Below are 25,334 nucleotides of genomic sequence, written 5' to 3'. Positions count from 1 at the left end.
GGCTTGACCCGAGGATCCATACATCCGCACCGCATTGCCTGTGGCGTGGATCCTCGGGTCAAGCCCGAGGATGACGGAGGAGGGGGCGGCATTTATCGGCAATCACAAGTACGGAAGATCCCGCGAGGCGGACAGACCATGGCCATGAACACGCTTCACGACGGTTTCAGCGAGAAGGGCGCGCTCATCGAGCAGCACTTTCAAGAGCTGACCGCGCGCCGCCGCCTCTACAGCTGGCTCGGTTTCGCCATCCTCGCGCTCGCGCTGTCAGGCTCGCTCTGGTTTGCCAACGAGACGAATGCGGGAAAATTCTTCGACCGCTTGCCCTATCTCTTCGATTTCGTCGGCGACATGGTGCCGCGCGACGGCTGGGAAGTGTTTCGCGCGCTGTTCGACCTACCATCGCCCTATGACGACGGCAGCTTTAAATACAATTATCCCGAGGGCCGGCTCTACATCACCGAGAGCCTCTACGTGCCGGAATATTTCCACAAGATGCTGGAGACGCTGAACATCGCGATCTTCTCCACCGTCATCGGCATGGTCTTCGGTTTCCTGCTCTGTTTCCTCGCCGCCAAGAACCTCGTCGCCAACCGCCTGCTGCGCGGCTTCGTGCGCCGCTTCATGGAAATCCTGCGCGCCTTCCCGGAGGTCGTGCTCGCCGGCTTCTTCCTCGCCATCCTGTCGCTCGGCCCATTGCCGGCCGTCATCGCCGTGTCGATCCACACGGTCGGCGCGCTCGGCAAACTGTTCTTCGAAGTGGTCGAGAACGCCGACATGAAAGCGGAGGAGGGGCTTCGCGCCGTCGGCGCGAGCTGGGTCGAACGCGTCTGGTTCGGCATCGTGCCGCAGGTCCTGCCAAACTTCATGAGCTATTTCCTGCTGCGCCTCGAGATCAATGTGCGCGCCTCGACGATCATCGGCGCCGTCGGCGGTGGCGGTATCGGCGAGCTGCTGCGGCTTTCGATCGGCCAGAACCACCAGGCCAAGACGCTCGCGATCGTGCTCCTGCTGCTCATCACCATCATCGCCGTCGACCAGTTTTCCGCCTGGCTGCGCCGCAAGCTCGTCGGCGACCAGGCCTTCCGGCTGGCCCAATAGGAGCGCGCCATGACGACCCTCAATCCCGCTGAGATGGATGAGATCGCGGCACGCCACCCGGCCGTCTTCCATCGCTCGTTCTGGCAGCGCTTCCGCGTTGCCATCATTGCCGGCGGTTTCGTGCTCTACGCGCTCTATTGCTGGTGGTTCTTCGCCATCGGCCATGTGCTGGGAACCGCGAACTGGAACATCGCCGGCACCTATCTCGCGGACTGGGTTTCCTACGAGGTGCGCCCGGAAGTGACGATCGCGCCCGATGGCGCGATGAAGCTCACCTATCCGCGCTTTTCGCCGCTCGGGCCGAATGCCGAGCCCGGCTGGGTCGAGATCGAGCGCGGTACGATGAGCCGCACCACGCCGGCTGCGGGTATATCGGTCCCCACGGCCAAGAAACCGGCCTCCATGGGCTTCATGGGCGAGGGCGCCGTTCTCGGTGGTTCGGCTGCGGCCGCAGAAAGCATGGCGACGGCGACGACCCGCGAGGAAGAGGTCGTCAAGCGCGCGAAGATAACGCTCAATTCCTCGACAAGCGTCGAGGTCGTGCCGGACCGTGTGACCGTTCAGCATGCCGGCGAAACGCTGGTCGTCGATATGGACAAGGGTGCCATGACGGTTGACGGCACGCTGCCGGCCTGGGCGACGCAGAAGCGGCCGGGTGAGAAGATCACGCTCGCCTTCGGCTTTGCCGGCTGGGGCGAGATCGAGGCGGACGATATCTCGATCCGCAGACGTTTCCTCGGCTGGGCCAATTTCCTGTTCGACACGAACTCGCCGTTCCACGGAAAATCGACGGCGGAAATTTATTCGCTGATCACCTCGGGTGACCGCATCGACCCGAAACAGTCGAACCTCTCGCTGGCCTGGGACAACATTCTCTACAATGCGGAATGGCAGCATCTCGACGTCTGGACCAAGCTGCTCCAGACCATCGTTATGGCCTTTGTCGGCACGCTCTTCGCGATGCTGCTGGCCTTCCCGCTCGCTTTCATGGCTGCCCGCAACATCACGCGCAACTGGCTTTCCAATCAGCTGACCAAGCGCCTCTTCGACTTCCTGCGCTCGGTCGACATGCTGATCTGGGCGCTGTTCTTCACGCGCGCCTTCGGTCCCGGTCCGCTCGCCGGCATGTCCGCGATCTTCTTCACGGATACCGGAACGCTCGGCAAACTCTATTCCGAGGCGCTGGAGAATATAGACGACAAGCAGCGCGAGGGCGTGAAGTCCGTCGGTGCAGCACCTGTCGCCGTGCAGCGCTATGGCGTGCTGCCGCAGGTCATGCCGCTCTTTGCCTCGCAGGCGCTTTATTTCTGGGAATCGAACACCCGTTCTGCAACGATCATCGGCGCGGTCGGGGCCGGCGGCATCGGCCTGAAACTCTGGGAGGCGATGCGCACCAATTCGGACTGGGAAAACGTCGCCTATATGGTGTTGCTGATCCTTATCGTCGTCTTCATCTTCGACGGCATTTCCAACGCGTTGCGCTCGCGCCTGATGGGCAAGCCATCGCACTGATATCGTCCTGGCGGCATGATGCTGCCACACGAATCCTTTCAAGCTCCGGCGTCGCCTCTCAGGGCGGCGTCAAATGACTTTCGGTAGGAATGAGCCCTTGCGTTACGCCCTGTATTTCACCCCGCCCGCCAGCGACCCGTTGACCCTTGCCGCCCAGCGCTGGCTCGGCCGCAATGCCTTTACCGGCGCCCGTCTGGAACAGCCGGCCGTGAACGGTTTTGACGCCGAGGCGCTCGTGGGCCTGACCGCCGATCCGCGCCGCTACGGCTTTCACGCCACGCTGAAGGCGCCGTTTTCGCTGGCCGAGGGTCGCAGCGAGGCCGAGTTGATCGCCGAGATCGGCCGCTTCGTGTCGGAGATCGAGCCCTTCGACATTCCCGAAGTCGTTGTCGGCCGTCTCGGTTCGTTCTTCGCCGTGGTGCCGGGCGATCACTGCGATCCCCTCCAGGCCTTTGCCGGCGAGGTCGTGCGCCGCTTCGAACGCTTCCGCGCGCCGCTCAGCTCCGCCGATATCGCGCGCCGCAAGCCGGATGAGCTGACCGCGGACGAGCGCCGGAACCTCGTGCAATGGGGCTATCCCTATGTCTTCGACGAGTTCCGCTTCCACATGACGCTGACGGGGCGTGTGCCGGCCGAGCGCTGTGACGCCGTCGAAAGTCTGCTTCTCGATCAATTCGCCGAATTCCATGGCCGACCGCTGCCGATCCACGGCCTGGCGCTCTTCCGGGAACCCTCGCGCGGCGCCGATTTCACTGTCCATTCGCTCTTCCCGCTGGGTGGGGCCGCCAACAGAAAGACCGCCTGACATGACCCGCGAAACCGTTCTTTCCAATGCCCGCATCGTGCTGGAGGACCAGATCCTCGACGGCACGCTGGTGCTGCGCGATGGCCTCATCGCCGACATTTCCGAAGGTCCTTCGGCGGCCGGCGAGGACATGGAAGGCGACTTCCTGATCCCGGGCCTTGTGGAACTGCACACCGATCACCTCGAAGCGCATTACTCGCCACGCCCCGGCGTGCGCTGGGGCAAGACGGCGGCGATCCAGTCGCACGACGCGCAGGTGGTGACGTCAGGCATCACCACGGTCTTCGATTGCCTGCGCATGGGCTCGGACGCCGATGGCGGCTTCGAGAAGGGCGAGATGCGCGCCATGGCCGATGCCATCGCCGAGGCGCAGAACGAGGACCGTCTGCGCGCGGAACATCTCATCCACCTGCGCTGCGAGGTTTCCACCGACAACGTGCTCGATCACTACGAGGAGTTCGAGGAGGATCCGCTGGTCCGCCTCGTCTCGCTGATGGACCACGCGCCCGGCCAGCGCCAGTTCCAGACGATGGAACAATATGTGCTCTACTACCAGAAGAAGCGCGGCCTTTCGGATGCCGAATTCGCGGAATTCTGCAAGCGCCAGCAGGACCTGTCCGCCCGCTATGCCAAGCCGCACCGCGATGCCATCGCCGCCTCCTGTGCGGCGCGCAATATCTCGGTCGCCAGTCATGACGATGCGACATTGGAGCATGTCGAGGAAGCGATCGGCTACGGCATCCGTCTTGCCGAATTCCCGACCAGCTTCGAGGCCGCCAAGGCCTCGCATGGCGCCGGCATGAGTGTCCTGATGGGGGCGCCGAACATCGTGCGCGGCAAGTCACATTCCGGCAATATCGCCGCGCGCGATCTCGCCGAGATGGGCGTGCTCGACGTGCTCTCCTCCGACTACGTGCCCTTCAGCCTGATGCATGCGCCCTTCATCCTCGCCGACGAGGGCATGGACCTCTCCAAGTCGATCGCCATGGTCTCGACCACGCCCGCCCGCACCGTCGGCCTCGATGATCGCGGGGCCATCGCCAAGGGGCTGCGCGCCGATATCGTGCGCGTGCGCCGCCCGTCCGGCGTTCCGGTCGTGCGTTCGGTCTGGCGGCAGGGCAAGCGGGTGGCATGAGCGTGACCGGCACCATGGTGGTGGTGGTGGGCCCGAGCGGAGCAGGCAAGGACAGTGTCATGTCTTATGCCTTCAGGCACTTCGCCGACGAGGCGCGGGTGAAATTCGTGCGCCGCGTCATCACACGCCCGGCGGATGCCGGTGGAGAGGCGCATCAGGCGATTGATGCCGAGGGATTTCACCGCCTTAAGGTCGAGGGTGGCTTTGCCGTCTCCTGGGATGCGCACGGCCTGTCCTATGGCATTCCGCGCGAAACGCTGGATGAGCTTGCCGATGGCGTGACGCTGGTCGCCAATGGCAGCCGCTCCGCGCTGCCGGCTTTCGCGGAAATCTATCCGCGGCTGAAAGTCGTTGTCGTCACCGCGCGCCCGGAGATTCTCGCTGCCCGCCTCGCCGCGCGCGGCCGGGAAAGTGCTGAGGCGATTGCAAAGAGGCTCGATCGCGCGGTGCCGGAAATCGTGGTGGCGGCGGATACCGTCGTCATCGACAACAGCGGCGCGCTGGAAGACGCCGGCGAGGCCTTCATGTCGGTGCTCACGGCGGCGCTTTCGCGCGCGGATTAATCGCCTTTCAGCGCCTTGTAGGCGCCAAGTGCCCGTTCGCGCACCTTGGCGTGATCGACGAGCGGCTTTGGATAGGTTTTGCCGAGCACCACGCCGGCCTTCTTCAGCACGCTTTCGGGCGCGTCGAAGGGTTTGTGAATGAAGGCGGCATCCAGCTTTTCGAGTTCAGGCACGAAGTGGCGCACATAGGTGCCGTCAGGATCGAACTTTTCGCCCTGCAGGATCGGGTTGAAGATGCGGAAAAAGGGGGAGGCATCCGCACCCGAACCGGCGACCCATTGCCAGTTCGCCGCATTCGACGCCGCATCCGCATCGACGAGCGTGTCGCGGAACCACTTCTCGCCGCGCCGCCAGTCGATCATCAGGTGCTTGATGAGGAAGGACGCGGTGATCATGCGCACGCGATTGTGCATGAAGCCGTGTCGCCAGAGTTGCCGCATGCCGGCATCGACGATGGGATAGCCGGTCTCGCCGCGCGTCCAGGCCGTGAATTCCATCGTGCCGCCCTCCCACGGAAAGGCGTCGAAGCGGTCGTTCCAGTTCTTCTCCGCGAGGGCAGGAAAATGGAAATGCAGGTGGTGGCAGAATTCCCGCCAGACCAGCTCCTTGCGGAAATGGATCACATCGTCCGTCGGCGCCTTCAGGCCGCGCGTTGCGTGCCATACCCGCGCCGGCGAGATTTCGCCCATGGCCAGATGCGGCGACAGCAGGGAGGTGGCATCGATGGAGGGATGATCGCGTTTTGCCTGATAACCATCGATCGCGCCGTCGATGAAGCCTTCGAGGCGCTCCATCGCCGCCTCCTCGCCCGGCGTCCAGACCTCGCCGAACGTGGCCGCCCAGTCCGGCTTGCTGGGTAGCAGGTTCCAGTCATCGAGCGTTTCGGATTTCGGTGCCGGATGAAGAGCGACGAGTTTTTCCGGCGCATCGATCGGCTCATGCGGCTCGCCGTCCCGCTCGAAGGCGCGCCAGAAGGGCGTGTAAACGCGGTAGGGTTTCTTCTCGCCCGTCAGCAGGCGGGCGGGGTCGTGCAGCAGTTCGCCCGCAAAGCTCTTTGCGAGGAGACCCCGCGCCTTCAGGGAGGCCTTGATGTCCGTATCGATCCTGATGCCGGTAGGGTCGTGCCGGCGGTTCCAGTAGACTGTCTCGGCGCCGGTTTCCTCGATCAACGCATCCAGAATTTTACCCGCATCGCCGCTGCGCAGGATCAGCGGCGTTCCCAGCGCCTTGAGCGAGTTGCCGAGTGCCGTCAGCGAATGGTGCAGCCACCAGGCCTGCGCGGCACCGAGCGGGCCGGTTCCCTCCGCCGCTTCGCGGATATAGAGCGCCACGAGGGGCTGGCCGCTCTCGGCCGCAGCGGAAAGGGCTGCGTTATCATCCGTGCGCAGGTCACGGCGGAACCAGACGATGACGGGCGGCTTGCTTTTGTCCGACATCGTCTCATTTTCCTTTCGGCAGCGGGCGGGTGAGGATGAAAAAGGCACTGCAGGACAAAACGAGGCCGACAATGACCGCCAAAAGCACTGAAGGCTGGGTGCGGTAGAAGAAGAAGGCGTAGCTCGCGACGATCAGGCTGACGGCGACGACCTTGGTGCGGCCGGAAATCGCGCCCTCGCGCTGCCAGTTGGTCAACGGCGGTCCGAGCGTCCTGTGGGTCAGCAGCCATTGCTCCAGACGCGGCGAGGAGCGGGAAAAGCACCAGACCGCGACGAGCAGAAACGGCGTCGTCGGCAGGAGCGGCAGGAATGCACCGACGATGCCGAGCGCCGTCATGAAGAGGCCGGCCATCATGTAGATCGTGCGCACAGGGATCCTCGCCGAAAATCGCATCGCTCGTTCAGATAGAGTGCTTCGCGCCTCTCTCCAAGGGGCAAGGTGCCGCGGTTTTGGAACGAAGATGATCGTCGGGCATTCCTGTGGCACCTGGGACGGGAGCACGGTGACGCATGTTGGACGATAGCGAATTTACCGGCGATCATGTATGGTGGATGACCTCGCGCGGGCCTTCGCCGATCGTCGGCACCGCTATCCACAATGGTCACTCCGTTCGAGAAAACCTCCTCTCCAGGATGGCGCTCGATGACGAAGGGCGGCTGCGCGAAGAAGATCCCTTCACCGCCGAAACCATCCACGACCTTGCCAACCGCATCGTCTTCCAGCGCTCGCGCTTCGAAATCGATCTCAATCGGGCACGGGATGCCGCGGTCTATCAGCGGCCGGAGCAGGCCTGGGGCCTGAAGGTCTGGCGCGAGCCGTTGTCCGACGCGGACCTTGTCGAGAGCCTTGCACTGCACGATGCCTATTACGGCATGCTGGAAAACTATCTGCGAGGCGTCGAGGCCCAATATGGCGCCTTCGTCGTACTCGATATCCACAGCTACAACCACCGCCGTGACGGTGCCTCGGGCACGCCCACGGCGGCGGCCGATGCACCTGACGTCAATATCGGCACGATCTCCATGGATCGCGCCCGCTGGGCGCCCGTGGTCGATACCTTCATGGATTTTTGCGCCGATTACGATTTCCTCGGCCGCCGGCTGGACGTGCGCGAGAATGTCGCCTTCCAGGGTCGCGGCGAGCAGACGCGTTTCATCCATGAGCGCTTTCCGGCAAGCGGCTGCGCCATCGCCGTCGAGTTCAAGAAGTTTTTCATGGACGAATGGACCGGCGTGCCGGACTGGCAGGCGATCTCCGCGCTCCGCTCCCTCATCGCCGCCTCGGTCCCGGTGCTTGAAAGCGCATTGCTGGAGGTCACATGACCCCAGCCAGGACGGCTCGCAAGCCGCGTGCGAAAAAGAAGGAACAGAGCCTTGTCGAGGACGTGATCGCGGCGCTCGAAGTGGGCAAGCCGGTGCGTCGCGAATTCGAAGGCGGACGCCTGCATATCGACCGGCCGCAACCCTTCCTCTGCCTTCATGTCGGGGATCCCGAGCGGCATGTCGTGGCGCGCGAGGTGGCGAGCGCTAATGCCTCCTATCTTCTCGCCACCGACATTGATGAAGCCATCGAACTGATCGCGCCGATCGCCGCCGTATTGCGCAAGACGTTCGGCACATTCCTGCTGATTGATGTCGATGAATTCGAGCGCGACCGGCTGCTTTCCGATGACGCGCCCTTTCTCCAGCCCTTCGAGGTAACCCTTTCGGGAACACGCGGCATTGCGGTTAACCGCGCGATGAAGGCCTTCGAGAGGGCAGTGAAGGCTTTCGAGGCGCGGTTTCGCACACCGCATGTCGATCTTTGCGAGGCGCAGGAGGATCACTGCGCCCGGCCGGACCTGCTGAAACTGCGCCTGCCGCTCGTTACCCTGCGTTTTGCACCGATCTATCGCGTCACCGGATCGGACGCGACCTACCCGGACCTGCGCGAACGCCTCGTCGACAACTTACTCGATGCCGGCCTGCGTGCCGTCGCCGCCTTTCTAGAAGCCGACGGTTTTCCCAAACCCGGCACCTACCGCGCTTTCGGCCGCAAGGCTTTCGTCGATGCGGTGGAGCGGGCCGACCGGGGCATGGACGATGTCGCCTCCAGCTTCGATTTCCTGCTGTGCGTGACGCCGATCAATGCGACCGCCGCCTGGCAGGAGTTCAAGGCGAACCGCTACGACAAGCCGCCGCGATTTCTCTACCGGCCGCTGAGCCTGCTGGTGGAGCGGGAAAAGCGGCGGCTCTATTCCATTTCGCTCGACCGCCTCGAAGACCCGGTCCTGCATCAGATCTACCGCGACAAGCAGCAGGAACTCGACCTGCAGCTGACCCTCATCGGCCACCGGGAGAAGGCGCGGTTCGTCGAATTCGGACGCGCACTCTATGGTCCTGTCGAGCCCTCGCTGCTGAAGGCTGCGCGAGAGGTTCTTGAGGGCACCGAAGATGCGCGGCGCGTACCGGCGCTCACGCCTGACGACGGCGAGGTGGTGGACTGTTTCTTTGTCGAGCATCGCGCCCGCACGATGATGACGGATTACCGGCGGCGTTATGACGGTTTCGACGCGGCGATCGAGCTGCGCGACGACGTGCCGCCCGGCCTCCTCGTTTCCGGGCCGAGGCTGCTTATTTCGCGCCGTACGCGCATGATGCGCCACCGTGTCGATGCGCTGCTGAGCCACGAGGTCGGCGTACACCTGCTCACCTATTTCAACGGTTCGGCGCAGGGCTTGCGTGTCTTCCGCACCGGCCTTGCCGGCTATGAAGGCATGCAGGAGGGGCTGGCGGTCTTTGCCGAATTCCTGGCCGGTGGCTTCACGCCGGAGCGATTGCGGCTGCTTGCCGCCCGCGTCATCGGCTGCGATCTGATGCTGTCGGGCGCGTCCTTCGTCGAGAGCTTCCGGCTTCTGACGGCACGCTACGATATCGATGCGGAAACTGCCTTCGGCCTGCTGCTCCGCGTCTTTCGCGGCGGCGGGCTGGCCAAGGATGCGATCTATCTGCGCGGTCTGCTTTCGCTTCTCAGCCACCTGAAGGGTGGCGGCGCGCTTGATCCGTTCTGGATGGGCAAGATTTCCGCAGCCGATTTCAGCGTGATGGAGGAACTCGGTGCCCGCGGCCTGCTGAAGGCGCCGGTCCTTCGTCCGCTTTGTCTGGAAACCGAACGCGGGCGCGCAAGGCTGGAGCGCGCCCGCGCCGGCCTCACCCCCCTTGCCATGCTCGAAGCTTGAGGAGAGCAACCATGCGTATCGCCTTTTTCGTCAACTCGATCGAAGACGAGACCCCGACTTTCACCACCACATCGCTTGCGATGGCCGCACTCGCGCGCGGCCACGACATCTGCTACCTCACACCGGGCGATTTCGTGTTGCGCGCCGATGATAGTCTTTCGGTGCGCGGCCGCGTGCTGCCTGGCAAACGCTACAAGAAGGCCGAGAGTTTCCACGCCGCGCTTCAGGGCGACGAGGCAAAGATCGAGACCATGGATGTCTCCGAAGTCGATGTGCTGTTCCTGCGCAACGACCCGTCGCTCGATGCCGACGGTAGGCCTTGGGCGGCCCATGTCGGAGCGATGTTCGGGCGGCTTGCCGCCGCGCGCGGCACGCTCGTCGTCAACGATCCGGACGGTCTGTCGCTTGCCCAGAACAAGCTCTATTTCCAGGGGTTTCCGCAGGCCGTGCGGCCGCAGACGTTGATTTCCAAGAGCATCGACGAGATCCGCGGCTTCATCGACCTGCACAAGGAGGGCGTCATCATGAAGCCCTTGCAGGGCTCCGGCGGCAAGAACGTCTTCAAGATCGGTTCGACCGGCGAAGCCAACCTGAACCAGATTTTCGAGGCCGTGAGCGGTGAGGGCTACCTGATTGCCCAGAATTACCTGGCCGCGGCGACCGAGGGCGATATCCGCCTGTTCCTGATGAACGGTCGCCCGCTGGAAAAGGACGGCACCTATGCCGCGATCCGCCGCGTGCCGGCCAAGGGCGAGGTGCGCTCGAACATCCATGCCGCCGGAACGGCGGTGAAGGTTGAGATCACGCCGGAAATCCTGGCGATTGCCGAGATGGTGCGGCCGAAACTGGTGGAAGACGGCATGTTTCTCGTCGGCCTCGATATCGTCGGTGACAAGATCCTGGAGATCAACGTCTTCACACCCGGCGGGCTGAGTTCGATGCTCGATCTCTACGGCGTGGATTTCTCCGAAAACGTCATCGTCGCGCTGGAAAACAAGGTCACCCAGCGCGACGCCTATGCGGGCGCGATCGCCAACAGGATATTGGCGACGCTCTGATCAGATCGGCCAGATCATATTAGCTTGCTGTTTGCCGCCTTGACGGATTTCGCTTTCGCGACCGCCTTGGCGGCGGCGGCCGGTTTTTCGGCGCCGGCGGTTTTCTTCTTCGGCTTGGTGGCCTCGGCGTCCTTGCCCTTGGAGATCTGGATCAGCGGTTTCTTCGCCGATTTCGCAGGCGCGGCCTCCGGCGCGAGCGCCACCCGCTCGAATTCGTCGCGCTCGCGCACAGCCTGTTCCCAGTGGGTGTTGTCTTCGCCATGGGGCCGGCCTGCTTCTTCCCAGATCGAATAGGCCCGTTTGCTGATCCATTCCTTGCGTGCATCCGTCATCGTGTATCCCCGGTTGAGAGTGAACTGACGCCGTGCCGGGATGCTGCGGACTGTGCGGGCAGAAACCGGAACACGGAACTCGCTGGACGGCCCCCTAGCCATGACAATGACCATTGGCAGGTCCAGATATTCGACGCACCTTTCGCTCCCGGCGTAAGCCGTGCCGGAGCAGGTCTGCTACATGCGATTCGCAGCGGTAGAATGCGCCCAAAGGCCGATGGCATCAAGGCGCGCAACCTGCGACACCCTTTCCCGCAAGAGGAATGGTCAAGGAAATCCTTGCGCGAAGTGCGATAAATTGCCGGAATTTCGCAAAAGTTTTCCCTTGCGGGTGGACAGTGCCGATCCCGCCAACGTATTGTCCGGACGAGAGAATATTCCTGGACAACGGCATCGAGAGGCAGGGCGTTTGACAGCAACACGGCAGCAGCATCGACCGGTTCGTCGGGCTCTTGGCCTCTTTTGCACAGCGTTCACCTGCCTTCTTCTGTTGATAACCACGCTGCCGGCGCCATCTGCTGCAAGCAGCGTCGCAAAAGTGCTTCGTTATGGCACGCAGAAACCGGCGGGATACGCCTCTTCCACGAACGAGCGGGATTGCCGCAAGCGCGGCAGCGTCGCCAAAGTCGCTCCCCCGTCGACTGGGAGCATCGATTTCGCCTGTCTGCCGGGCGCGTTTGCGCTTCGTTTGAAGGCTGTGGAGAGCATTGCCATTGCCACGATTTCGCCCGGCGGCGCCGGCAGGAGCAATGTTGAGGCGCGGGGTGCCCGTGCCCCTCCGGTGGTTTTTGCCTGACGGCCGTATCGATCGCTGACATCGATCGCACGGCTTTCCGATGGTGCCGGTTCGCGGCATTGTAGAGATGCTCTGACGTTCGAAAGCGATCGATCAAACGATGACAGGTGAAATGATTCTGGTCCTGCTGGTCTGCCTTCCCTTCGCGGGAAGCCTGGCGGCGATCGTTCTGCTGAGGACCGATTCGCGCGTCCTTGCCGCGCGCATGGCAGGCGCCGTGACCTTCGTCGCCCTCGTGCTGACGGCGGTGCTGTATCCCTCGGTGCGCGATGGCGGCAAGGTGCGGCTCGACCTCGAATGGCTGCCGCAGCTCGGGCTGAACGTCACGCTGCGCATGGATGGTTTCGCCTGGCTCTTTGCGATGCTCGTCACCGGCATCGGTTTCCTCGTCGTCCTCTATGCGCGTTACTACATGTCCGAGGAGGACCCTGTTCCGCGTTTCTTCTCGTTCCTGCTCGCCTTCATGGGCTCGATGCTCGGCATCGTGCTGTCGGGCAACATCATCCTTCTCTCGGTGTTCTGGGAACTCACCAGCATCTTCTCGTTCCTGCTGATCAGCTACTGGCACAACAATGCCGCCGCCCGCGACGGCGCGCGCATGGCGCTCACCATCACCGGCATCGGCGGCTTCTGCCTGCTCGCCGGCCTGCTCGTGCTCGGCCATATCGTCGGCAGCTACGATCTCGACGTGGTGCTGGCCTCGGGCGACCTGATCAAGGCGCATCCGCTCTATCTCACCGCGCTCGTGCTGATCCTCATCGGGGCGCTGACCAAGAGCGCGCAGGTGCCGTTCCATTTCTGGCTGCCGAACGCCATGGCGGCGCCCACGCCCGTCTCGGCCTATCTGCATTCCGCGACCATGGTGAAGGCCGGCGTCTTCCTGCTGGTGCGGTTCTGGCCGGCCCTGTCGGGCACCTATGAATGGTTCATGCTGGTCGGCATCGCCGGCATCAGCACGCTGATCCTCGGCGCCTATTTCGCGATGTTCCAGCAGGACCTGAAAGGCCTGCTCGCCTATTCGACGATCAGCCATCTCGGCCTCATCACCACGCTGCTCAGCCTGGGCAGCCCGCTCGCGGCGGTCGCGGCGATCTTCCACATGATGAACCACGCCACCTTCAAGGCGTCGCTCTTCATGGCCGCCGGCATCATCGACCACGAGACCGGCACGCGCGACATGCGGCGATTAAGCGGGCTTCTCAAATACCTGCCGATCACGGGAACGCTTGCCATGGTGGCGAGTGCCGCCATGGCCGGCGTGCCGCTGCTCAACGGCTTCATCTCCAAGGAAATGTTCTTCGCCGAAGCGGTGGAAACGCATGCCGATTCCGTGCTCGACCGCATCCTGCCCTATATCGCCACACTGGCCGGGGCCTTCTCCGTCGCCTATTCGCTGCGCTTCATCCATATGGTCTTTTTCGGTCCGCCGCCGACCGACCTGCCGAAAACCAAGCCGCACGAGCCGCCGCACTGGATGCGCTTCCCCATCGAGTTCCTCGTGCTTGCCTGCCTTGTCGTCGGCATCATCCCGAGCCTGTCGATCGGCCCGTTCCTGCATTCCGCCGTCATCTCGGTGCTCGGCGATCGCACACCGGAATACAGCCTCGCCATCTGGCACGGCATCAATACGCCGCTGATCATGAGCGTGATCGCGCTCGTCGGCGGTGCGGCGCTCTATTTCGTGCTGAAGGACTATCTTGCCAAATGCGACGACGGGCCGCCGCTCTTCCGGCATCTCGGCGGCCAGCGCATCTTCGAACGTGTCCTCGTCACCGTTTCCTGGAAGTGGGCGCGCTGGCTGGAGAGCAATCTCGGTACGCGCCATCTCCAGCCGCAGCTCCGCCTCGTCGCGGCCGCGGGCTTCCTGGCCGGCGCGGTCTCGCTCTATCTTGCGGGCTTTTCGCCGAAACCGCTGGTCTTCAAGGATATCGATCCGACCTTCGCCGCCGTCTGGGCTATCGGCGCGTTCTGTGCGCTGGGCGCGGCCTACCAGGCAAAGTACCACCGGCTTGCGGCCCTCGTCCTGCTCGGCGGTGCCGGTATCACCACCTGCATCACCTTCGTCTGGCTGTCGGCACCCGACCTTGCCATCACGCAGCTCGTCGTGGAGATCGTCACGACGGTTCTCCTGCTGCTCGGCCTGCGCTGGCTGCCGAAGCGCTCGGAGAGGGTCGACAATGCTGTGACGTTTTCGGCGCGCAGCCGCCGCTTCCGCGACTTCCTGCTCGCGATTTCCTGCGGCTTAGGCATGTTCCTGTTCTCCTACGCCATCATGACGCAGCCGGTGCCGGATGCGATCGCCAGCTACTTCCTCGACAAGGCCTATAGCGAAGGCGGCGGGCGCAATGTCGTCAACGTCATCCTCGTCGATTTCCGAGGCTTCGATACGATGGGCGAAATCGCGGTGCTGGCCATCGTGGCACTGACGATCTTTGCGCTCCTGCGCCGTTTCCGCCCGGCGCCCGACAGCATCGAGAAGCCGGAGCAGCAGCGCATCCAGAACGCCTTCGATGCGGAGCGCCCCGAGCGTTCGGCGGGCGACACGGTGCGCGACTATCTGCTCGTGCCCTCGGTCATCATGCAGTGGATGTTCCCTGTTATCGCGACCTTTTCGGTCTATCTCTTCCTGCGTGGCCATGACCTGCCGGGCGGCGGCTTTGCCGCCGGCATCACCATGGCCATCGCCTTCCTGCTGCAATATCTGGCGGGCGGTGTGCGCTGGGCGGAGGATCGCCTGCGCATTCTGCCGCTGCGCTGGATGGGCTTCGGCCTCATCATGGCGGTGGCGACCGGCATGGGCGCATGGCTGCTCGGCTATCCGTTCCTGACGACCCATTCGCAATACATAGAGGTGCCGTTCATCGGCAAGGTGCCGGCAGCCAGCGCACTGCTCTTCGATCTCGGCGTCTTCTCGCTCGTCGTCGGCGCGACGGTGCTGATCCTCATCGCGCTTGCCCACCAATCCGTACGCATGCATCGGGTCCGCGGTCTCGACGCCCCCAAGGCGGAGGAGACCTGATGGAACTCGTTCTCGCAATCGGTATCGGCATCATGACCGGCTCGGGCGTCTGGCTGATCCTGCGCCCGCGCACCTATCAGGTCATCATCGGCCTGTCGCTGCTCTCCTATGCCGTCAATCTCTTCATTTTCGGCGTCGGCGGCGTGAAATCCAACGCCGCACCGCTGCTCGGTGAAGGCGTCGATGTCTCGACTTTGACGGACCCCGTGCCGCAGGCGCTGGTGCTGACGGCGATCGTCATCGGCTTTGCGACGACGGCGCTGTTCCTCGTCGTTCTGCTCGCCGCCCGCGGGCTCACCGGCACCGACCATGTCGACGGCAGGGAGCAGCCGAAATGAGCGGCTGGCAGCAACATCTCATCATCGCGCCGATCGTCATTCCGCTGATCGCGGGCGCGCTTCTCCTGTTCTTCGACGAGCGCCAGCGTGTCGTCAAAGCCATGATCAGCGTCGTCTCGGCCCTGGCGCTCGCCGCCATCGCCATCAACCTCTTCCGGCTGGCGAATGGCGGGGGCGGCGAGGGGGCTTTCGACGGCGTCTATCTCCTCGGCAACTGGCCGGCCCCCTTCGGCATCGTGCTGATCGTCGACCGGCTCTCGGCGCTGATGCTGGTGCTCGCGTCGATCCTCGCCATTCCCGCGCTGGTCTTCGCACTTGCCCGCTGGCACGCCGCCGGTGCGCATTTCCACTCGCTGTTCCAGTTCCTGCTGATGGGGCTCAACGGCGCCTTCCTGACGGGCGACCTCTTCAATCTCTTCGTCTTCTTCGAGGTGATGCTCGCCGCCTCCTATGGACTTCTTATGCACGGTTCCGGCCCGATGCGCGTCAAGGCGGGCCTGCAATACATCGCCGTCAACCTTGCCGCCGCACTCTGCTTCCTGATCGGCGTCAGCGCGATCTACGGGTCGGCCGGTACGCTCAACATGGCCGACCTTGCGCTGCGCATCGGCGAAATCGAGGGCGAGCGGCGCATGTTGCTCGAAGCGGGGGCGGCCATTCTCGGTGTCGTCTTCCTCATCAAGGCCGGTATGTGGCCGCTGAACTTCTGGCTGCCCGGGGCCTATAGCGCGGCTGTCGCCCCGGTCGCCGGCATCTTCGCCATCATGAGCAAGGTCGGCATCTACGTGATCCTGCGCCTCTCGCTGCTCGTCTTCGGGCAAGGTGAATCCGCCGGCCTCGGCCTCAATGTGCTGCTCTATGGCGGCATGGCGACCATCGCCTTCGGCACGATCGGCGTACTCGCCTCCCAGGCGCTTGGCCGTTTGGCGAGTTATTCGGTGCTCGTCTCCTCCGGCACGCTTCTGGCGGTGCTCGGCCTCAGCAATGGCGAGGTCACGGCCGGCGCGCTGTTCTACATGGTCAGTTCCACGCTGACGATCGGCGCCTTCTTCATGCTTATCGAACTCGTCGAACGCGGGCAGGATGCCGGCGCTTCGGTTCTCGCGGTCACCATGGAAGCCTATGGCGATGCGGACGAGGAGGAGCAGGAGGTCGAGATCGGCGTGACCATGCCGGGAACGATCGCCGTGCTCGGCACCTGCTTTGCCGCCTGCGGCATCCTCCTGTCCGGCCTGCCGCCGCTTTCCGGTTTCGTTGCGAAATTCGCCATGCTGACGGGCATGATCGGCATGGGCGTCAGCGCGGACCAGCCGGTTCCGGCCTCCGTCTGGTGGATTGTCGGTCTGCTCATCCTCTCGGGCCTTGCCGCGCTGATCTCGATGACCCGTGCCGGCATCCGCACCTTCTGGGCCTCGATGGAAGGAACGGTGCCGCGGGTGCTTGTCATGGAAATGGCGCCGGTCATGCTGCTGATCGCGCTGACCCTGACGCTCGCCATCAAGGCCGGTCCGGCGATGCACTACATGGAAGAGACCGTGCGTAATCTTCAGCAGCCCGGCACCTATATCAATGCGGTGATCAATGCGCGCCGGGCCGGTGTCGCCGAGGCGAGCGGGCCGGATGGCGGGGGAGGGATCTGACATGCTGCCCTATCCGCTGCTCAGCGCCTCGCTCGTCCTCATGTGGCTCGCCCTCAACGGTTTTACCTTCGGGCACCTCATTCTCGGCAGCGTGGTCGCGGTCTTCGCCTCCTGGGGCATGGCGGCGCTCCGGCCCGCAAAACCGCGCATGCCGAAATGGTATCTGCTGCCGAAACTCGTCGGCATCGTACTTTACGATATCGTGCGCTCCAACATTGCCGTCGCCTCGATCCTGGTCGCGGGGCGCGGGCGGCGTTTCCGGTCCGGCTTCATCACCGTGCCGCTCGACCTGCAGGACCCGACGGCATTGGCCGTGCTGGCGGTCGTGGTCACAAGCACGCCGGGCACCGCCTGGCTGGAATACAATTCGCTGAGCCGGACCGTGCTGATCCACGTGCTCGACCTGGTCGACGAAGCGGAATGGCAGGTCCTGATCAAGGGCCGCTATGAAGCGCTGCTGATGGAGATTTTCGAATGAGCCACACGATCCTCTCCTGGTCGATGGTGTTTGCGCAAGTCTGCCTCGTCATCGCGATGGCGCTTGCGGCCTTGCGTATGGCGCGCGGCCCCCGTGCGCAGGACCGCGTTCTCGCGCTCGACACGCTCTATGTGAATTCGATGCTGCTTCTGATGGTCTTCGGCATCCGCACCGGCAAGATCATCTATTTCGAGGCATCGCTGGTCATCGGCATGCTCGGCTTCGTCGCCACGGTGGCGCTCGCCAAATTCCTGATGCGCGGGGAAGTGATCGAATGAGCAGCATCGAACACGCCGCCGACCTGCCGTCCTGGGCGGCCCTTGCCGTCGCCTTTTTCCTCGTCATCGGCGCCGGCCTGACGCTGATCGGCACGATCGGATTCGTGCGCCTGCCGACCTTCTATGAGCGCATCCACGCGCCGACGCTCGGCACCAGCTGGGGCACCGGCGGCATCGTCATGGCCTCGATGATCTTCTTCACGGTACTTTCGACAAGGCCTGTCGTTCACGAGATTTTGATCGGCATCTTCGTGACCGTCACGACGCCGGTGACGCTGATGCTGCTGGCCCGCGCGACCCTGCACAGGGACCGGGCCGAAGGAAATCCGGATGTTCCGGGCGAAGCGCCGGCGCAAGCAACGATCGAGGACGGCACGGCCAGCTAGGCAGATTGACCCGATAGTGCACAAAAAGTTGCCGGCGTTATTCCAGCAATGTTAAGGCTATCGCGTATAACTTTTCGCCATGGACCACAGCCGCTCATTTTCCATCGACCGCGAAACGTCGATCTCGGGGAAGCCGATCCCGGATGGCAAGAAGATTGTCATCCTGTCGTCGCACGTCTTCCTGGAAGGGTTTCGGAAAGCGAGCATCCATTTCGTGGCGCGCCGCTGGGCGGCGGCCGGTAATGACGTGTTCTTCACCACGGTCGGTCACAGCGCGCTGAGCCGCTTCAAGCAAAAGGATCGCTACGAAGCGTTACGCCGAGAGCAGGGCAACCGTTACGCTGAGATCGAGCCCCATCTCTTCGCCGGGGCCTATCTGCCGCCGCTTCATGCTTTCAGCACGGCAAGGCCACTGGTCAATGTGCTGGTAAAGCCGTTCTTCGCGCTTTACGGCCGTCACTTTCCCGCCTTCGTAAGAGACAGGATAGAAGCCGCCGATCTCGTCGTGATCGAAAGCGGCACACCCATCGTTTTCCTGGATGTCGTGCGCCGACTGAATCCGCGGGCCAAGCTTCTGTACTTCTGCCGCGACCTTCTGCGGAGCGTCGGGGCGGCACCCTATCTGCGGGAGGTCGAGGCGCGGGGTATCGGGCTTTTCGACAGCGTCTGCGTGCCCTCGCGCCGGCTGGGCGAGATGTTGCCGCCCGGCGGCAAGGTGCATTTCGTGCCGCAGGGCATCGAAGGCGGCGTGTTCGACCGCGCCGAGGTCTCGCCCTATCCCGAGGGCAGCCGTAATGCGGTCGCGGTGGGCGACATGCTGTTCGATCAGGTTTCCGTCGAGGCGATGGCGGCTGCTGCGCCTGACGTCACCTTCCATCTCTTCGGCATCCGCTGGCGCGGCGATGCGCCGGTCAATATCCGCGTGCATGGCGAACAGTCGTTCGAGACGCTGGCCGCCTATATCCGCCATGCCGATATCGGCCTGGCGCCCTACCGGGTGAACAGCAGCGAAGTCTATCTCGCCGAATCGAGCCTCAAGCTCCTGCAATACGGCTATTGCCGCCTGCCGGTCCTTCTGCCCGACATCATCCCCGTTTCGCGCGGCAACGAGATCACCTATTCGCTCGAGAGTGAGAACGATTGGCGCGCGATTGTCAATGCAGCCCTCGTCTTGCCGCACCGCGAAGCCTATCGTGATGGCATCCTGACCTGGGATGACGTGGCTCGGCAGACGCTCACCACGGTTTTTGCCTGAAAAGGATCAGCTGGACGCAGGCGTTGCGGCGATGAGGCCGACGAGGCGCCGGGCTAGCGGGCGCAATCGTCCCGGCACTTTCCCTTCGATCATGCCGACGATCCGATCGGCCTCGTCGGCGGTGATCAGGCCGAGCAGCCGGGCCGCGCCAGCATAGACGAGTGCACCCAGCATGACGGCGACCGGCAGGCCGATGAGACCCGGCAGCAGGATCGTCGTTGCGAAAGCAGCGGCGCCGCAGGTGCTCGCGGCAACGAGCGTACGGACAAGGGCGCCCCAGGGAACCGTCGGTCCGCCATGGACGCCGACGGCCATCAGCAGAAGGCCAAGCGTCAAGCCTTCCGAAAGGATGCGTGCCGCACCCGCGCCGAGAATGCCGCCGGTGGGAACGACAACGACCAGCAGCAGGAAGAGAAGCGCTGCGGAGACGAGTGTCACGCGCAATAGCCGGCCGCCCTGCTCGTGCGCCGCAAGATAGGCCCAGGGCACGACGGCAAGGCCCGCCGGCACGGAGGCCAGCATGAAAAGCACGGCAGCGCTCGCTGCGGGCCGGAAATCCTCGCCGAAGACGATGGGAATGAGTTCAGAGATAACAGCTGCGCCGCCAATGCCGAGCGGCATGACGAACAGCGCGGTGAGCCGCAGGCTGTTGTGATAGAGCGCATCGGGCGGGCCGGCTTCGTCGCTGGCGGTGCGTGCGGCGAGGCCGACGAGGAAGGCCGGCGAAAGCTGTAGCGTCAACTGGCCGACCAACCCTGCGAAGACGACGGCGGCGGCGAAATAGCCGACATCCGCATCGCCGAGGAAATAGCCCACGATGAGGAATTCGATGCGTGTGAGAAGAACGATGTCGATCGCATCCGTCGTCCACATGCTGCGCCGGTAGCGGTGCATTTCAGGTGTCAATGCGGCGGGATTGGAGGGTGTGCGGCGGTCGAGATGGTGGGAAAGGCTGAAGACCTGCGGCAGGTAGCGGGTCAGCATGCCGATGAGCGCGCCGCCCGGCCCGACGAAGACGGCGCCGGCGAAGACAACCGGTACCTGGAACAGGCTGCCGACGGCGGTGGTCGCGGCGACCTCGCCGAAATGCCCGCGTCCACGCGCAACTGCCGCCGAAAAGGCGGCCAGCACATAGGCCAGGAAGAGCAGGCTGGCGCCAATCCATATCCAGGGCGCGGGTGCGCCCGAAAGCCGATGATAAATGCCGAAGGCCAGCATGGCGACGAAGGCGAGGGCGACGGAGGGCAGCAGGGCCGAAAAGGCACGGCGCACGATCGGCGCCCAGGCATCCTCGCCCCTGTCGCGCGCGGCGGCGACATAGCGCAGCACCATCTGCGGAAAGCCGCGATCGGCAACGGCTGCCGTGCAGACAATGACCCACATGGCATAGGCGACGAGGCCTGAGCCGGCGGGGCCGAGCACGCGCGCATTGATGACGCTGACGAGGAAACCCGCAACCAGCGATACGAGCGTGGCTGCCAGGTTGAGCAGGGAGGAGCCGAGAACGCTGGTCATCCGCCCTTTTCCCACGAAAAGATAACTTTGAATTAAATAAAGCCGGTCATTGGTGAGGTATGACAAAATAAAGGTATTTGGGGGCGATCATGGAGAACCCGGTTCGCAAGGAAACGTTCCTTGTTCCCGGCTACCAGCAGCGGACGCTCAAGGAGATGTTCCGCCATCTGATCTGGCGCATCATCGCGCCGCTGCCGGACAAATCTTATCTGAAGCTTAAATACTGGTCGATCAAGGGCGAGTGGCCCGACATCGGCCGCCCCAAGACCTTCTGCGAGAAGGTGCAGGCGCGCAAACTTTACGATCGCAAGCCGATCTACGCCACGCTGGTCGACAAGGCCGGCGTAAAGCCTTTCGTCGCGGAAAAGCTCGGCCCCGCCTATGTGACGCCGACCTACTGGGTCGGAACCGACCTTGCGACGGTCGATTGGTCGACGGTGCCGCTGCCGGCCGTGGTGAAGCCGACCCATGCCAGCGCACAGGGCCGCTTCCTCTACACGCAGGAGGACATAAGCCGGCTGCTCGAAGACAATCCGGTGCAGGGCTGGCTGGCGCTCGATCACGCGCATTTCAATCGCGAATGGGCCTATAGCCAGGTCAAGCCGCAGGTCCTGATCGAGGCGATGCTGGTGGTCGATGGCGGCGTGCCGTGGGATTACCGTTTCTTCACCTTCGACGGCGTCGTCTCGCATGTCGAGGTCAACCTGCGCGTGGACGGCAAGGGTTATGCCTGCCACTACACGCCGGATTGGCAGCGCCTGCCGTTCCATGATCCCGATTACCTGACGCCCTATCCGGGTGAGGTGTCGAAGCCGGCGCGCTTCGACGAGATGATGCGCATCGCGCAGACGATCGGCAAAGGCTTCGATTTCCTGCGGATCGACCTCTATGCCGCCGACGGCTGGATCAAGCTCGGCGAACTGACGCTCTATCCGGGCGGCGGCTTCGAGCGGTTCGACCCGCCGGAATACGATCGGCTGCTCGGCGACAAATGGACCCTCGGCTTCGAGATCCCGAAGGTCGCCTGATCTCCCGCTTTCCCCGCGAATTTCAACAAGGGCCGGTCCGAAAGGATCGGCCCTTTGTTCGTTCATGGGTGATCGATCTGCTTACGGATGATTAGCCTCTTGACAGGGGAAGCGCGCCGCATAATGCTAAGATGTCAGACCAATTTGAGAAGCTGGCACGAAACAGGGGAATTGGCGTCATGCCATCAGAACCGAGCAGCAGGCCGCAAATCGCGCCTTTGCCGCCGATCGATCGCGCGCGGCAGGTGACGGAGGCGTTGGCCTCCTACATCGACCGGGCCAGCCTCAAGGCGGGTGACCGCTTGCCGGCCGAACGCGAGCTGATGGCGGCGCTGGTGGTCGGGCGCTCGACGATCCGCGAGGCGATCCGCCACTTCCAGGCGCTCGGCGTCATCGAAAGCCGCAAGGGCAGCGGCACCTACCTCCTGAAGCCGATCACCAAGGCGACCGTGCACATGCCGCTCTCTTTCGATGCGGCGCATCTGCGCGATATCCTCCTCCAGACGCTGGAGGTTCGCCGCGGCATCGAATGCGAAGCCAACATGGTGGCAGCGCGGCGCCGCACGGCCGAGGACCTCGTCATCATCGAGGAAAAGCTCAACGAGATGGAGCGCGTGCATATCGCCAAGGGCACGTCCGGCCCGGAGGACCTGGCCTTCCACCTCGCCATCTACGACGCCACGCACAACCCGCTGTTCAAGCAGCTTCTCGAACAGATGCGGGACGCTTTCGAGCGCTTCTGGGAAGAACCGTTCGATCGGCAGGATTTCGCCCGCCGCTCCTTCCCGTTCCACCGCACGCTCTTCAATGCGATCGCCGCGCAGGACCCCGAGACCGCGCGCATCGAGACGCTCAAGATCCTCGACGTCGTCGAGGAAGACATCAAGGAAATGTCCAAATGACCAACGGAGCCGATCCGTTCGACCTTGCCTCGCTGATCGTCGCCCATGACGAGGCGAATGCCTTCGAGGCCGTGGTGCCGCCCATCGTGCAGACCTCGCTCTTCACCTTCGGCAGCTATGACGAGATGGTTTCGGCCTATCGCGGCGAGATCGTGCGCCCGATCTATACGCGCGGCCTCAACCCGACGGTGCGTGCTTTCGAGGAAATGCTGGCGAAGCTCGAAGGCGGCGAGGATGCGCTGGGTTTTGCCAGCGGCATGGCGGCAATCTCCTCCACCGTGCTCTCCTTCGTCGAGCCCGGCGACCGCATCGTCGCCGTGCGCCATTGTTATCCAGATGCCTTCCGCCTGTTCGGCACGCATCTGAAGCGCATGAAGATCGAGGTGACCTATGTCGATGGGCGCGATGAGGAGGCCATGGAGAAGGCCATGCCCGGCGCCAAGCTGCTCTATATCGAAAGCCCGACGAGCTGGGTGATGGAGGCGCATGACGTGGGCGCGCTCGCCGCGATTGCCAAGCGGCACGGCGCTGTCAGCGTCATCGACAACAGCTGGGCGAGCCCGATCTTCCAGAAGCCGCTGTCGCTCGGCGTCGATCTCGTGCTGCATTCGGCGTCGAAATATCTCGGCGGGCACAGCGACGTGGTCGCGGGCATCGTCACCGGCTCGAAGGAACTGGTCGGCCGCATCCGCTCGGAAGCCTATCCCTATCTCGGCGGCAAGCTTTCGCCCTTCGATGCCTGGCTCCTGATCCGTGGCCTGCGCACCCTGCCGATCCGCATGAGGGCGCATGAGGCGGCGGGGCTGGAGATCGCCAGGCGCCTGCAGGCGCTCGATATCGTCGAGACGGTCTGCCATCCCGCCCTCGCCAACCGCCTGCCGCCGGGGCTTACCGGCACGTCCGGCCTGTTCTCCTTCGTCTTCCGCGAGGGCGTCGATATCAGGGCCTTCGCCGACCATCTCAAGCTTTTCAAGCTCGGCGTCTCCTGGGGCGGGCACGAGAGCCTGATCGTGCCGGGCGAGGTCGTGCTGGAGCAGAAGGCCCAACCCAATTCCGCGCATGCCTTCGGCATTCACGCGCGGTCCGTGCGTCTCCATATCGGCCTGGAGGGAACCGAGGCCCTGTGGAGTGATCTGGAAGCGGCGATCTCTGCCGCGACCGAAGCCTGACGTCAAAATCCAAAGCAAAGAGAAAAGAGGGAACGACCATGAAGAGACTTTTGACCGCAGCCCTGCTCACCGCGTTGATGGCGACGAGTGCGCTGGCCGACACGACGCTGAAGCTCGTCGAGGTGATCACCAGCCCCGAGCGCACCGAGACGCTGAAATCCATCGTCGGAAAATTCGAGGCCGCGAACCCCGGGACCAAGGTCGAGATCATCTCGCTGCCCTGGGGCGAGGCGTTCCAGAAGTTCGCCACCATGGTCTCCGCCGGTGAAGTGCCTGATGTCGTGGAAATGCCCGATACCTGGCTGTCGCTCTATGCCAACAACGGCATGCTCGAAAGCCTCGAGCCCTATCTCGCCAAATGGGAGTACACAGCCGGCCTGACGCCGCGTGCACTGGAGCTCGGCCGCGACATCAAGGACACGGCCTACATGCTGCCCTACGGCTTCTATCTGCGCGCCATGTTCTACAACAAGAAGCTGCTTGCGGAGGCCGGTGTTTCCGAGCCGCCGAAGACGATGGACGAATTTGCGGAGGCCTCCAAGAAGGTCTCGGCCCTTCCGGGCAAGTACGGCTACTGCCTGCGTGGCGGTCCGGGCGGCCTGAACGGCTGGGTGATGTTCGGCGCTTCCATGGCCGGCTCCAATACGTTCTTCAACGAAGACGGCACCTCCACCTTCAACAGTGAAGGCTGGGTGAAAGGCCTGACCTGGGTGATCGACCTCTACAAGAACGGTTATGCGCCGAAGGACAGCGTCAACTGGGGCTTCAACGAGATCGTCGCCGGCTTTTATTCCGGTACCTGCGCCTTCCTCGATCAGGATCCGGATGCGCTCATCGCCATTGCCGAGCGCATGAAGGCGGAAGACTACGGCATCATGACTATGCCGAAGGGGCCTGATGGCAAGACCTTCCCGACGATCGGTTTCGCCGGCTGGTCGATGTTCGCCTCCAGTGCCAACAAGGACCTTTCCTGGAAGCTGATCGAAACGCTTGAAGGCCCGGAGGGCAATATCGAGTGGAACAAGCGCACCGGCGCATTGCCGGTCCATATGTCCGCCGAGAAGGATCCCTTCTATGCCAGCGAACAGTTCAAGGGCTGGTTCGCCGAGCTTGAAGACAAGGATGCCGTGCCGACCGTCATGCCGACGCATCTCGAAGAGTTCGCCTTCTTCAAGGATTCGCTCGTCATCAAGACCTCGCAGGAGGCTCTTCTCGGCGACATCACCCCCGAGGAATTGGCCAACCAGTGGGCCGATTACCTGACCAAGGCACAGCAGAAGTTCCTCGCCAAGAAATAGGCCTGAGGAACCTCCGGGCGGAGATACGAGGCTCCGCCCGGAGACATTCCCGTTCTTGAAACGCCCCGCCAC

At 63.6% G+C, this 25,334-nt stretch carries 23 protein-coding genes; 19 read left to right on the top strand and 4 right to left on the bottom strand.

Going from position 1 to position 25,334, the window contains the following annotated elements:
- Positions 1-144: 144 nt before the first annotated feature.
- The 5 genes from phnE (ACOZK4_RS13400) to phnN all read left to right on the top strand — a co-directional run bounded on the left by phnE (ACOZK4_RS13400) (position 145) and on the right by phnN (position 5,116).
- Positions 145-1,101 carry a phosphonate ABC transporter, permease protein PhnE gene (gene phnE, locus ACOZK4_RS13400; protein ID WP_421592304.1) on the top strand — a complete coding sequence of 319 codons (957 nt, stop codon included), beginning with the start codon at positions 145-147 and terminating at the stop codon, positions 1,099-1,101.
- A gap of 9 nt (positions 1,102-1,110) precedes the next feature.
- On the top strand, positions 1,111-2,613 hold the full coding sequence (gene phnE, locus ACOZK4_RS13395; protein WP_421592303.1) for a phosphonate ABC transporter, permease protein PhnE: 1,503 nt from the start codon (positions 1,111-1,113) through the stop codon (positions 2,611-2,613).
- 97 nt (positions 2,614-2,710) lie between these two features.
- The gene (locus ACOZK4_RS13390) at positions 2,711-3,418 is read left to right on the top strand and encodes a DUF1045 domain-containing protein (RefSeq protein WP_421592302.1); all 708 of its coding nucleotides are present in this window, start codon (positions 2,711-2,713) and stop codon (positions 3,416-3,418) included.
- A 1-nt stretch (position 3,419) separates the two neighbouring features.
- Positions 3,420-4,553, top strand: coding sequence for an alpha-D-ribose 1-methylphosphonate 5-triphosphate diphosphatase (locus ACOZK4_RS13385; protein ID WP_421592301.1), 1,134 nt, complete (start codon positions 3,420-3,422; stop codon positions 4,551-4,553).
- Positions 4,550-5,116, top strand: a complete 567-nt coding sequence (gene phnN / locus ACOZK4_RS13380; RefSeq protein WP_421592300.1) for a phosphonate metabolism protein/1,5-bisphosphokinase (PRPP-forming) PhnN — start codon at positions 4,550-4,552, stop codon at positions 5,114-5,116. Before ACOZK4_RS13385 ends, phnN begins: the two co-directional genes overlap by 4 nt.
- Here the strand turns inward: phnN and ACOZK4_RS13375 are convergent.
- Both ACOZK4_RS13375 and ACOZK4_RS13370 read right to left on the bottom strand, forming a co-directional pair.
- Positions 5,113-6,552, bottom strand: coding sequence for a cryptochrome/photolyase family protein (locus ACOZK4_RS13375; protein ID WP_421592299.1), 1,440 nt, complete (start codon positions 6,550-6,552; stop codon positions 5,113-5,115). The two genes, phnN and ACOZK4_RS13375, sit on opposite strands and share 4 nt — an antisense overlap.
- Before the next feature lie 4 nt (positions 6,553-6,556).
- Positions 6,557-6,922, bottom strand: a complete 366-nt coding sequence (locus tag ACOZK4_RS13370) for a YbaN family protein (RefSeq protein ID WP_421592298.1) — start codon at positions 6,920-6,922, stop codon at positions 6,557-6,559.
- Between the two features lie 140 nt (positions 6,923-7,062).
- On the opposite strand from ACOZK4_RS13370, the gene ACOZK4_RS13365 reads away from it, so the two are divergent.
- From ACOZK4_RS13365 to ACOZK4_RS13355, 3 genes are read left to right on the top strand one after another with little or no spacing between them, the layout of a single operon-like run.
- Positions 7,063-7,875, top strand: a complete 813-nt coding sequence (locus tag ACOZK4_RS13365; RefSeq protein ID WP_421592297.1) for an N-formylglutamate amidohydrolase — start codon at positions 7,063-7,065, stop codon at positions 7,873-7,875.
- Positions 7,872-9,770 (top strand): flavohemoglobin expression-modulating QEGLA motif protein, encoded by a 1,899-nt coding sequence (locus ACOZK4_RS13360; protein WP_421592296.1) that lies wholly within the window; start codon positions 7,872-7,874, stop codon positions 9,768-9,770. The genes ACOZK4_RS13365 and ACOZK4_RS13360 overlap by 4 nt, the downstream gene beginning before the upstream one ends.
- Positions 9,771-9,781: 11 nt before the next feature.
- Positions 9,782-10,828 carry a glutathione synthase gene (locus ACOZK4_RS13355; protein ID WP_421592295.1) on the top strand — a complete coding sequence of 349 codons (1,047 nt, stop codon included), beginning with the start codon at positions 9,782-9,784 and terminating at the stop codon, positions 10,826-10,828.
- 14 nt (positions 10,829-10,842) lie between these two features.
- Here ACOZK4_RS13355 and ACOZK4_RS13350 read toward each other — a convergent pair whose 3' ends face one another.
- Positions 10,843-11,160, bottom strand: coding sequence for a DUF2934 domain-containing protein (locus ACOZK4_RS13350; protein ID WP_421592294.1), 318 nt, complete (start codon positions 11,158-11,160; stop codon positions 10,843-10,845).
- 896 nt (positions 11,161-12,056) lie between these two features.
- On the opposite strand from ACOZK4_RS13350, the gene ACOZK4_RS13345 reads away from it, so the two are divergent.
- The 7 genes from ACOZK4_RS13345 (at position 12,057) to ACOZK4_RS13315 (ending at position 19,350) form a co-directional block, all read left to right on the top strand.
- Positions 12,057-14,975, top strand: coding sequence for a monovalent cation/H+ antiporter subunit A (locus tag ACOZK4_RS13345; protein WP_421592293.1), 2,919 nt, complete (start codon positions 12,057-12,059; stop codon positions 14,973-14,975).
- Positions 14,975-15,313, top strand: a complete 339-nt coding sequence (locus ACOZK4_RS13340; protein WP_117370310.1) for a Na+/H+ antiporter subunit C — start codon at positions 14,975-14,977, stop codon at positions 15,311-15,313. Before ACOZK4_RS13345 ends, ACOZK4_RS13340 begins: the two co-directional genes overlap by 1 nt.
- The gene (locus ACOZK4_RS13335) at positions 15,310-16,953 is read left to right on the top strand and encodes a monovalent cation/H+ antiporter subunit D (RefSeq protein WP_421592292.1); all 1,644 of its coding nucleotides are present in this window, start codon (positions 15,310-15,312) and stop codon (positions 16,951-16,953) included. The genes ACOZK4_RS13340 and ACOZK4_RS13335 overlap by 4 nt, the downstream gene beginning before the upstream one ends.
- Before the next feature lies 1 nt (position 16,954).
- Entirely contained in the window at positions 16,955-17,431 is a 477-nt protein-coding gene (locus tag ACOZK4_RS13330; protein ID WP_421592291.1) for a Na+/H+ antiporter subunit E, read from the top strand.
- Positions 17,428-17,709: a K+/H+ antiporter subunit F gene (locus ACOZK4_RS13325; protein ID WP_313527417.1), complete on the top strand. Its 282-nt coding sequence runs from the start codon at positions 17,428-17,430 to the stop codon at positions 17,707-17,709. Before ACOZK4_RS13330 ends, ACOZK4_RS13325 begins: the two co-directional genes overlap by 4 nt.
- Positions 17,706-18,095, top strand: coding sequence for a monovalent cation/H(+) antiporter subunit G (mnhG, locus tag ACOZK4_RS13320; RefSeq protein ID WP_421592290.1), 390 nt, complete (start codon positions 17,706-17,708; stop codon positions 18,093-18,095). Before ACOZK4_RS13325 ends, mnhG begins: the two co-directional genes overlap by 4 nt.
- 79 nt (positions 18,096-18,174) lie before the next feature.
- Complete coding sequence (locus ACOZK4_RS13315; RefSeq protein ID WP_421592289.1) at positions 18,175-19,350, top strand: polysaccharide biosynthesis protein GumK; 1,176 nt, start codon at positions 18,175-18,177, stop codon at positions 19,348-19,350.
- Between the two features lie 6 nt (positions 19,351-19,356).
- Here ACOZK4_RS13315 and ACOZK4_RS13310 read toward each other — a convergent pair whose 3' ends face one another.
- Positions 19,357-20,865, bottom strand: a complete 1,509-nt coding sequence (locus tag ACOZK4_RS13310; protein WP_421592288.1) for a lipopolysaccharide biosynthesis protein — start codon at positions 20,863-20,865, stop codon at positions 19,357-19,359.
- A gap of 89 nt (positions 20,866-20,954) precedes the next feature.
- Here ACOZK4_RS13310 and ACOZK4_RS13305 point away from each other — a divergent pair, with 89 nt between their 5' ends.
- The 4 genes from ACOZK4_RS13305 to ACOZK4_RS13290 all read left to right on the top strand — a co-directional run bounded on the left by ACOZK4_RS13305 (position 20,955) and on the right by ACOZK4_RS13290 (position 25,262).
- Positions 20,955-21,893 (top strand): ATP-grasp fold amidoligase family protein, encoded by a 939-nt coding sequence (locus ACOZK4_RS13305; RefSeq protein ID WP_313527423.1) that lies wholly within the window; start codon positions 20,955-20,957, stop codon positions 21,891-21,893.
- A gap of 179 nt (positions 21,894-22,072) precedes the next feature.
- Positions 22,073-22,795 carry a FadR/GntR family transcriptional regulator gene (locus ACOZK4_RS13300; RefSeq protein WP_421592287.1) on the top strand — a complete coding sequence of 241 codons (723 nt, stop codon included), beginning with the start codon at positions 22,073-22,075 and terminating at the stop codon, positions 22,793-22,795.
- The gene (locus tag ACOZK4_RS13295) at positions 22,792-23,964 is read left to right on the top strand and encodes a PLP-dependent transferase (protein WP_421592286.1); all 1,173 of its coding nucleotides are present in this window, start codon (positions 22,792-22,794) and stop codon (positions 23,962-23,964) included. Before ACOZK4_RS13300 ends, ACOZK4_RS13295 begins: the two co-directional genes overlap by 4 nt.
- Positions 23,965-24,002: 38 nt before the next feature.
- Positions 24,003-25,262, top strand: coding sequence for an ABC transporter substrate-binding protein (locus ACOZK4_RS13290; protein WP_421592285.1), 1,260 nt, complete (start codon positions 24,003-24,005; stop codon positions 25,260-25,262).
- The last annotated feature ends 72 nt before the right edge of the window (positions 25,263-25,334 follow it).

Origin of the sequence: Shinella sp. M27 (assembly GCF_049199905.1) — a bacterium.
Classification (GTDB): Bacteria; Pseudomonadota; Alphaproteobacteria; order Rhizobiales; family Rhizobiaceae; genus Shinella.
This window is presented reverse-complemented; position numbering and strand designations above follow the sequence as displayed.